The organism is Bacillus sp. JJ783 (assembly GCF_036963225.1).
GTDB lineage: Bacteria > Bacillota > Bacilli > Bacillales > Bacillaceae_G > Bacillus_A > Bacillus_A cereus_U.
Map to the genome: position 1 here is coordinate 218,838 of NZ_JBALMG010000037.1, position 9,678 is coordinate 228,515.

Here is a 9,678-nt window from a genome sequence, read left to right on the forward strand (position 1 = left end):
ATAGGGAGATGAAAAGAGAAATGGGACGTAATGTCCCATTTTCATCCTTTCGTACCTCCAGCTGTTAAACCGGAAACAAAATATTTTTGCAGCGATAAGAATAAAATAGAAATCGGAATTGCAATTAATACTGATCCAGCTGCAAATGTTGTAAATTCATTACCAAATTTCTTCGCTACCATTTCATATAACCCAACTGCTAAAGTATAATTTTCCGGTGTGCGTAAAATAATACTTGCTAAAATAAAGTCTGTAAATGGACCGATGAAAGTAAATAACGCTACAACCGCTACGATTGGTTTTGCAAGTGGCATAATAATTTGCCAAAAAATACGGAAATGCCCCGCTCCATCCATTCGAGCTGATTCATCCAACTCTTTCGGAATCGTATCAAAATACCCTTTCATAAGCCATGTATTCATCGGAATTGCTCCGCCCACATAAATTAAAATTAATGCAAGATGTGTATCAATTAATCCTGTTAACTGCGCTAATATATATAGCGCGATTAACGCTGCAAAATTCGGGATCATTTGGAGAATTAAAAATGTTAATAAACCATTCTTTCTTCCAACAAAACGATATCTCGAAAATGCATAAGCAGTAAAGCTAATGGCTAACACAGAAAAAATCATCGTCATAACACTAACTTTTAAAGTATTTTTATACCAAAGTAAGTAATTACTTGAATCAAGATCAAGTAGCTTGCGATAATGATCTAACGTGGCATTTTTCGGAATAATGTTAGAACCAGACAAACTATCTCCTGGATTAAACGATGAACCAATTATCCATAGTAATGGATAGAAAATAATCGCACACATTATGAAGATAACTAAATAACTTAATGAAAGACGTAACATCTTTTGTCGTTTAATATTCATTTACATCATATCCTCTTCTTGGAATGATTTTGTTCTCTTAAATTGCCATAACGCAACTGTAATAACGATTAACGATAAAATCATTGTAAGAGCTGCTGCTTTTCCGTACTGAGCCGAAGTCATCGTTAACTTATAGATCCATGAAATTAAAATATCTGTTCCACCTGCATTTTGTCCAGACACAGCAGGTCCCCCGCTATTAAATAGATAAATAATACTAAAATTATTAAAGTTAAACGTATATTGTGTAATTAAAATTGGAGCTGTTGCATATAGAACGAGCGGCAATGTAATTTTGCGGAACTGTTGCCAAGCTGTTGCACCATCTACTGTAGCTGCTTCATACAGTTCTCCTGGAATCGATTGCAATATACCTGTTGTCATTGCAAAAACAAACGGGAAGCCAAGCCACGTTTGAATCATAATTAAAGCGATTTTCGACCAAAATGGATCAGTCATCCAAGCAATCTTTTCAATCCCGAATAAAGCTAATACTTGATTGTTAATCGCTCCGAATGTTTCATTAAACATACCAGCAAATACAAGAATAGATACGAATGCTGGAACAGCCCACGGTAAAATGAAGATTGTTCTAATAACAGCCTTCCCTTTAATCCCAGGCTGGTTTACGATAATCGCTAAAAAAATACCCAGTGCAACTTGTAATGTCGTTGCAACGAATGTCCAAATGACAGTCCAAGAGAATACACTTAAAAATGTATCTCTCCACATTGGTAATGTGAAAATATCAATAAAGTTTTTAAAGCCCACCCAATCTACTAATTTAGCTGGAGGGGAGTGATATAAATCATAGTTTGTAAATCCAATTAAGATAACAAAAATGATTGGAAACACGACAACAAAGATAAGTAATAGAAACCCTGGTGAAACCATTAAATACGGAAAACCTTGATCTAATAAATTGCGATATTGCTCTTTAACTGAGTTTAATGGTGTCCCTATATCGCGTTTTTTCCCATTTTGGTATGCATCATATAAGTTAAATGCATATACCCCTAGTCCAAACACGACAACAATAAGTGCCAAAATCCCTTCTACTAATAGAAAGACAGAATGGTCACGTGGAACTTCTGTACCGAGCGTTACAATTCCCCATAATCCTATATTTAATAAATCAGCAAATGCTACAATAAATGAGCCTGTTAATACTAGAAAAATAAGACCTTTTACGTATTGTTTATTATATATTTGGCCCATGCCTGGAATAATAGATAACATGGTCGCCATTTTCCTATGCTTTGAACCGTTCACATCTTTCGTTGGTTCTATAGATGTTTGCATGTTCCTTCCCCCTTTTTTCTTCCTACTTGGAAGGGAGAGAATTCGTGCCTCTCATATTTAGAGGCACGAATTTCACCTTATTTTTTATTGCTGTGGTTTGCCTCAATATTACCTTTAATTTGTTTCACTGCATTATCAAGTGCTGCTTTTGGCTCTTGTTTATTTGATACAACTAATTGAAGCGCATCTCCAGCTGGTTTCCAAACTTCTTGCATTTCTGGAATATTCGGCATTGGGATTCCATTTTCTGATTGAGTCGCAACTGCTTTTGCAGCCTCATTATCTTTAATAATTGGATCTTCCATCACTGATTTTACTGGAGGAATTTCTTTTGTTTTCTCAAATCGAATTTTCGCGTTTTCTTCATTTGTTACCCACTCAGTGAATTTTGTAGCTAAATCATTTTGTTTAGAGAAACTTGTTACATGCCATCCTTTTACCCCAACAAATGTTTTCATCGGTTGACCATTTGGTAATTTCGGCATTGGAGCAACACCATAATCAATTCCAGCCTTTTCCATTGCTTGGAATGCCCATGGACCATTCATAATAGATGCTGCTTTTCCTTCATTAAATAATCCATCTGCAGCTGAACCGCCAGATTCACCAATAATTCCTTTTGGTAATAATTTTTCTTTATACCATTTTTGAATATATTCAGCACCTTGTACTGCACCACTATTATTTAATCCAATATCTGTCGGAGTCAGTTTTCCATCTTTTTCACCAAATACATAACCGCCCATACCCGCCATAAATGCGTTAGCAAAATAGAAGTTATCTCCTAATGTTAAAAATCCGTACTTGTCATCTTTCGTAAAGTCTTTTGAGAAGTTATACAGCTCATCCATCGTTTCTGGTGCTTTTGGCATTAATTTTTTATTATAAATAAAGATTGGTGTTTCAATTGCTTTTGGTAAACCGTATAGTTTTCCGTCGTATGTTTGTGCCTTTATTGATAAATCTGTAAATTTATTTTTTACCGTATCATCCACTTTCACCTCTGAAAGTAGCCCTTCTGTTACCGCATTACCAATATGATCATGCGGTAATGTTACAACATCTGGTCCTGTACCAGCTGGACCGTCGAGACGAAGTTTTTCTATTTGTTTCGTCATCTGAACCTCTACAACTTTTACTTTCACATTATATTTCTTTTCAAAACTTTTCACTGCCGGCTCTAGACCAACACCTTTTTTCTCATCTTCCCAAACGAGAAGATCATAATCTTTCTTCTCGTTACTTGCTTCTTTTTTCCCTGAATCTTTCGGTCCACATGCAGATAACATACCGATTGACAATGCTGAAATCGTTAATAGTGATAATGCTTTCTTCATCCCAAAAACCTCCCTAAATTGTCTATGTACCTCTTTAATTGAAAACGTTTGCATTCCATAGTTTAATAAAAGCACAAACAATATCATAATCTATGAAAACGTTTGCGCTATTTGTCTATCATTATACATCCTTTTATTCATTTTGCAAATATTAATTTTTTTAATATTGCCGTTATACTCTTTATCCATTGACTTTATATAAAATGAATACTACTCTTATAAGCAACATTAAAGTTATGGGAAAGCAATCGTTTGCAACATAATCTTTATTATTACGTTTAAGGGAACGATATGTATAGAGATATTAAAGGGGGATTTTCTATATGTTTAAAGAAGCGATCTATCATAGGCCGAAAGATAATTATGCATACGCTTACGACGAAAAAACGATTCACATCCGGATGCGTACAAAAAGAGAGGATATTCACACCGCCGCTCTCATCTACGGTGATCCTTATGAATGGCAAGATGGGAAATGGATTACAGCGAGTACACCGATGAAAAAAACTGGTTCTACTGAGTTATTTGATTATTGGTCAATTTCCATCGAACCACAATTTAAACGCTTACGTTATGGATTTGAATTAATAAATGATGCAGAAACTCTTATTTATACAGAACGAGGATTTTTTTCTAACATTCCAAATGATGATGTTGGTAACTTTTTCTGTTTTCCATTTATTCATGCAAACGATGTATTCAAAGCACCTTCCTGGGTTAAAGACACAGTTTGGTATCAAATTTTCCCAGAACGATTCGCTAATGGGGATCGCACACTGAATCCAGAAAACACCCTTCCTTGGGGAAGTACTGAACCAACTCCAACTAATTTTTTCGGCGGAGATTTTGCTGGTATTATTCAAAACCTTGATTACCTTGTTAAACTTGGAATTTCAGGAATATATTTCACTCCTATTTTCAAAGCTCATTCGAATCATAAATATGACACAATTGATTACATGGAAATCGACCCACAATTCGGGACGAAAGAAACTTTCAAAAAACTCGTTCAGGCGTGTCATAAACATGGTATAAAAGTAATGCTCGACGCTGTTTTTAATCATAGCGGATACTTCTTTGATAAATTTCAAGATGTGCTATACCATGGTGAGAATTCCGCCTATAAAGATTGGTTCCATATTCATGAATTTCCAATTATAACCGAGCCACTTCCTAACTATGATACTTTCGCATTTACACCATATATGCCTAAATTAAATACGGCACATCCAGATGTAAAAGAATATTTACTTGAAGTAGGTCGTTATTGGGTAAGGGAATTCCATATAGATGGTTGGCGCCTTGATGTGGCAAATGAAGTTGATCACAGTTTTTGGAGAGAATTCCGAAGTGAAATAAAAGCATTAAATCCTGAAGTATATATTTTAGGCGAAATTTGGCACGATGCACTCCCATGGCTACAAGGAGATCAATTTGATGCTGTCATGAGCTATCCTGTTACAAACGCTCTACTCTCTTACTTTGCTAACGATTCCATTAAAGCGAGTGAATTCACGAAACAAATTACAGATTCTTTACATTCCTACTCTATGAATGTAAATGAAGCGGCATTTCATTTATTAGACAGTCATGACACACCAAGAATTTTAGCGACATGTAACGGGGATAAAAATAAGTTAAAGTTACTCTATGTATTCCACCTTTCTTTCATTGGTTCTCCTTGTATTTATTACGGTGATGAAATCGGCATGGATGGTGACATGGACCCTGGTTGTCGTAAATGTATGGTATGGGACGAAAAAGAACAAGACACTCTTTTATTTACACATATACAAACATTAATTTCATTACGGAAACAATATAAATCATTTGGAGGACACGGTACTTTTCAATTCATTGAGGCAAATGATGAACATAATTATATTTCTTATACAAAAACATATGAAGATGAAACTATCTTTTTCGTTTTAAATCCTACTAACAGTGAAGTTACAACTTCACTCCCTCTTCGTATTACTGGGAAGAAAATAATTAACATTTATACAAATGAAGAATTTTCAGCGGAAGCAAGTGTATTACAAGTTACACTTCCACCGTACGGATTCTCTATTTTAAAATGGTAATAGAAAAAGCCTTATGCCAGGGTGGCATAAGGCTTTTTCTTATTTCAATTTAAATACCATTGCTTCATATGGTCGTAACGTAATGTTTTCTATCGATACATTTTCTACGTCATAATTGTATATTAATAACTCGGATTCACTATAAATAATATCCTCAGGCAATTCAAATACACATTCATCTGCAGTGAAGTTTGCAATCACCAGAAGCTTTTCTTCTTCATATGTTCTTACATAAGCAAAAATAGAAGGGTTATTTTCTAGTATTAAATCATATGTTCCATACACAACTATTTCATTGTTTTTGCGTAACTCAATCAATTTTTTATAGTAATAAAAAATCGATTCTTCGTCTTGGATTGCATGTTTCACATTAATCTCTTTGTAGTTAGGGTTTACCGCAATCCAAGGCTCACCCGTTGTGAATCCAGCATGTTCTCTATCATCCCACTGCATCGGGGTTCTAGCATTATCTCGGCCCTTTATATATATAGACTGCATCACTTTATCTATATCTTCGCCGCGCTCTATAACTTTTTCTTTATACATATTTAATGTTTCAATATCTCGATATTCATCAATCGATTCAAATCGAACATTGGTCATTCCGATTTCTTCTCCTTGATAAATATATGGTGTCCCTTTCATCATATGAAGCACTGTCGCTAACATTTTTGCTGATTCAGTACGATAAGCTCCATCATTACCAAAACGAGATACAACGCGAGGCTGGTCATGGTTATTCCAATAAAGGCTATTCCAGCCTGTTTGTTCTAATGCTTTTTGCCACTTTGTTAAATTTTGTTTCAAAGTAATAAGTGAGCATGGTTTTACATCCCATTTCCCACCTTCTCCAGAATCTAAATCCATATGTTCAAATTGGAATACCATTTGCAGTTCTTTTCTAGCTTCTCCTGTATACAATTTAGCTTCTTCTGTCGTTACACCAGGCATTTCCCCAACCGTCATAATGTCATACTGAGACAATACGTCTTCATTCATTTCATGCAAATACTTATGAATGTTCGGACCGTTCATAAAATGTTTATGCCCTGAAACATATCCTTCTTCATCCGTTTCAACAGCTGGTAAGCCATCTTCTTTAGAAATAAAATTAATAACATCCATACGGAACCCATCAATTCCTTTTTCTAACCAAAACTTCATCATGTCATAAACATCTTGTCTTACCTTTTCATTATCCCAGTTTAAATCTGGCTGTTTTTTAGAAAACAGATGCAAATAATATTCATCTGTCATTTCATCATATTGCCATGCAGAGCCACTAAATGCTGCTCCCCAGTTATTCGGCTCGTTCCCTTCATTTCCAGGACGCCATATATAATAGTCTCTATATTTATTTTCTTTTGATTTACGTGATTCAATAAACCAATTATGTTCATCTGAAGTATGATTAACAACTAAGTCCATCATAAGTCTCATATTACGTTTATGCATTTCATGTAATAGTTCATCCCAGTCTTCCATTGTTCCGAACTCATTCATAATTTTACAATAATCACTTATATCGTAACCATTATCATCGTTTGGAGATTCATAGACTGGTGATAACCAAATTACATCAATACCTAGTTCTTTTAAGTAATCTAGCTTTGAAAGAATACCACGAAGATCCCCTATGCCATCACCGTTACTATCCATAAAACTACGAGGATAAATTTGATATACTACACTTTCTTTCCACCATTGTTTTTCCATTATGCTACCCCATTTCATCTATACTATTGATTCTTTTTTCTTTTTTAAGGCGCAAACGTTTTCATTACTGAATGATAACAGATTCTATCCAAATTTAAAATAGCGCTTACAATATTTATTTTCTTTTTCTGATAAAACATGTGGAACTTATTATATATTCATAGGAATAATGAAAACGTTTTATTTTTTTATAGTGTTTTTATTTCTTTTTTGAATCTATTCGTTTATAATAAATTCAAAGAAAACGTTTGCATAAACTTTCTAGGGGGAAATATCATGGCAGAACTTAAATTAGAAAATATTTATAAAATATATGATAATAACGTAACAGCCGTAACAGATTTTAATTTACACATTCAAGATAAAGAATTTATCGTATTCGTTGGTCCTTCTGGCTGTGGAAAATCTACAACACTACGAATGGTAGCTGGACTTGAAGATATTTCAAAAGGAGAATTTTCAATTGATGGTAAGCTAATGAACGATGTTCCTCCAAAAGATCGAGATATCGCAATGGTCTTCCAAAACTACGCTCTTTATCCACATATGAGTGTGTATGATAATATGGCATTTGGATTAAAACTTCGAAAAATACCGAAAGATGAAATCGACCGTCGAGTGAAACATGCAGCTCAAATTTTAGGGCTTGAACAATATTTAGATAGAAAACCGAAAGCTTTATCAGGTGGACAACGCCAACGTGTCGCATTAGGTAGAGCGATTGTTCGAGACGCAAAAGTCTTCTTAATGGATGAACCATTATCAAACTTAGACGCTAAACTACGTGTTGCAATGCGATCAGAAATTTCTAAATTACACCACCGCCTTGGTACAACGACAATTTATGTAACACATGATCAAACGGAGGCAATGACAATGGCTTCCCGTCTTGTTGTTATGAAAGACGGAAAAATCCAACAAATTGGAACTCCAAAAGAAGTATATGAAACACCTGAAAATATTTTCGTTGGTGGTTTTATCGGTTCACCCGCAATGAATTTCTTCCGTGGAAAATTAACTGAAACCGATTTCGTTATAGACAGTTCACTAAAGATTAAAGTATCTGAAGGAAAAATGAAGTTATTACGCGAACAAGGCTATGTAAATAAAGAAATTGTTTTAGGTATTCGTCCAGAAGATATTCATGATGAACTATTATTTTTAGAAGCTTCACAATCTACTACTTTCACAACAAAAATTGAAGTTGCAGAGTTGTTAGGGGCTGAATCCATTTTATATATGAAACTTGGAAATCAAGATTTTGCAGCACGTGTTGATGCAAGACATATCTTTTCACCTGGTGACCAAATTAACCTTGCTTTTGATATGAATAAAGCACATTTCTTTGATAGTCAAACCGAACAACGTATTCGCTAAGTATACATGCAAATACAACACCTTCTTTTTTAGGTAGAAAAGAGAACCTAGCCATGCATAGAAACGGTCAAATTCTCTTCCTGCCCCGTGCCAAATTAAAACAAAGAAAATAGTGGGTACGAAATCACTTGTATTCTGTATATTTTCTACTTATACGATAAGAAATTAGAATGGCTGAAAATACACACAAAAAAACCGTCCACATATATACTGAGGGCGGTTTTCCATTATTATACTAGGGCTTCTATTGTATGAAATGATTGTCCTCTCGTGCTAATAATACCGAAAACTGGTAAATCACTGAGCACCACTTCTTCTTGCTGTTTCATAAAAGATGACGTTAATTGTTTTATCTCTATCCAAACGTCATTAATACAAAGTACATTGGAATCGTTCTCTTGTTGGCGAGAAAAAATAGAATCTATTTTATACAGACCAGCATTTTGAAAAAGCATATCAACACGACTATATGCCTCCATAGCAAAACTGATAACACGTTGCCAATCTCCTTGTTTTCCCATATCATAGGATACAAAAAGTGCCTCTCCGCCTAGATTCGTAATTTCCTCAGCTGTTGCTTGTCCACTTTCTTGATCAATGTCCGTCACAATTACTTTTGCGCCTTGCTTAGCCAACAAAAGAGCTGTACTACGTCCAATACCGATGCCACCACCAGTTACAATGGCAACCTTTCCTGCAAGCTTCATTTTCATTACCCCTTCTATAAGTCTTACCGTCATTCAGTATACTCTTTTATTAGATTAATCCGCAAGCAGGAAAAGTTAACTCGACAACTTGTAAGCGATTACTTGTTTGTTTCTTTTTTTTTCTTACTATTATACTGATCGAAGGTTAAACCAATAAAAATAAGAATTCCCCAAAATATTAAGCTACCTCCAGTCATTGCAAATCCCCCTTTGTTATATAACGATATTATTTATATTCATTATACCATTATCTTAATTTTCAATCTATTCA

8 protein-coding genes are annotated in these 9,678 nt (G+C 34.6%); 2 read left to right on the forward strand and 6 right to left on the reverse strand.

Translation table 11 applies throughout. From position 1 onward, the window contains the following. Positions 1-41 precede the first annotated feature (41 nt). The 3 genes from malD to V7038_RS08640 form a co-directional block, all read right to left on the reverse strand. Positions 42-884, reverse strand: a complete 843-nt coding sequence (malD, locus tag V7038_RS08630; RefSeq protein WP_002111546.1) for a maltosaccharide ABC transporter permease MalD — start codon at positions 882-884, stop codon at positions 42-44. After that, on the reverse strand, positions 885-2,186 hold the full coding sequence (malC, locus tag V7038_RS08635) for a maltosaccharide ABC transporter permease MalC (protein WP_335469829.1): 1,302 nt from the start codon (positions 2,184-2,186) through the stop codon (positions 885-887). Between the two features lie 77 nt (positions 2,187-2,263). Continuing rightward, complete coding sequence (locus V7038_RS08640; protein ID WP_002111548.1) at positions 2,264-3,523, reverse strand: extracellular solute-binding protein; 1,260 nt, start codon at positions 3,521-3,523, stop codon at positions 2,264-2,266. A gap of 323 nt (positions 3,524-3,846) precedes the next feature. On the opposite strand from V7038_RS08640, the gene V7038_RS08645 reads away from it, so the two are divergent. Beyond that, complete coding sequence (locus V7038_RS08645) at positions 3,847-5,607, forward strand: alpha-glycosidase (protein WP_215557414.1); 1,761 nt, start codon at positions 3,847-3,849, stop codon at positions 5,605-5,607. Between the two features lie 39 nt (positions 5,608-5,646). On the opposite strand, the gene V7038_RS08650 is transcribed toward V7038_RS08645, so the two are convergent. Continuing rightward, positions 5,647-7,323 carry a glycoside hydrolase family 13 protein gene (locus V7038_RS08650; RefSeq protein WP_033714020.1) on the reverse strand — a complete coding sequence of 559 codons (1,677 nt, stop codon included), beginning with the start codon at positions 7,321-7,323 and terminating at the stop codon, positions 5,647-5,649. 276 nt (positions 7,324-7,599) lie between these two features. On the opposite strand from V7038_RS08650, the gene V7038_RS08655 reads away from it, so the two are divergent. Next, on the forward strand, positions 7,600-8,700 hold the full coding sequence (locus V7038_RS08655) for an ABC transporter ATP-binding protein (RefSeq protein WP_002111551.1): 1,101 nt from the start codon (positions 7,600-7,602) through the stop codon (positions 8,698-8,700). 230 nt (positions 8,701-8,930) lie between these two features. Here the strand turns inward: V7038_RS08655 and V7038_RS08660 are convergent, their stop codons facing one another. Together V7038_RS08660 and V7038_RS08665 are read right to left on the reverse strand one after the other, a co-directional pair. Further along, positions 8,931-9,440, reverse strand: a complete 510-nt coding sequence (locus V7038_RS08660; protein ID WP_033710801.1) for an SDR family NAD(P)-dependent oxidoreductase — start codon at positions 9,438-9,440, stop codon at positions 8,931-8,933. A 65-nt stretch (positions 9,441-9,505) separates the two neighbouring features. Further along, positions 9,506-9,604 (reverse strand): hypothetical protein, encoded by a 99-nt coding sequence (locus tag V7038_RS08665; protein WP_002145961.1) that lies wholly within the window; start codon positions 9,602-9,604, stop codon positions 9,506-9,508. Between the last annotated feature and the right edge of the window lie 74 nt (positions 9,605-9,678).

What these genes read in the sequence shown, in the direction of transcription:
- V7038_RS08640 (WP_002111548.1), bottom strand. Translation starts at nt 3,523, where the DNA reads ATGAAGAAAGCATTATCACTATTAACGATTTCAGCATTGTCAATCGGT.
- V7038_RS08665 (WP_002145961.1), bottom strand. Translation starts at nt 9,604, where the DNA reads ATGACTGGAGGTAGCTTAATATTTTGGGGAATTCTTATTTTTATTGGT.
- V7038_RS08660 (WP_033710801.1), bottom strand. Translation starts at nt 9,440, where the DNA reads ATGACGGTAAGACTTATAGAAGGGGTAATGAAAATGAAGCTTGCAGGA.
- malC (WP_335469829.1), bottom strand. Translation starts at nt 2,186, where the DNA reads ATGCAAACATCTATAGAACCAACGAAAGATGTGAACGGTTCAAAGCAT.
- V7038_RS08650 (WP_033714020.1), bottom strand. Translation starts at nt 7,323, where the DNA reads ATGGAAAAACAATGGTGGAAAGAAAGTGTAGTATATCAAATTTATCCT.
- V7038_RS08655 (WP_002111551.1), top strand. Translation starts at nt 7,600, where the DNA reads ATGGCAGAACTTAAATTAGAAAATATTTATAAAATATATGATAATAAC.
- V7038_RS08645 (WP_215557414.1), top strand. Translation starts at nt 3,847, where the DNA reads ATGTTTAAAGAAGCGATCTATCATAGGCCGAAAGATAATTATGCATAC.
- malD (WP_002111546.1), bottom strand. Translation starts at nt 884, where the DNA reads ATGAATATTAAACGACAAAAGATGTTACGTCTTTCATTAAGTTATTTA.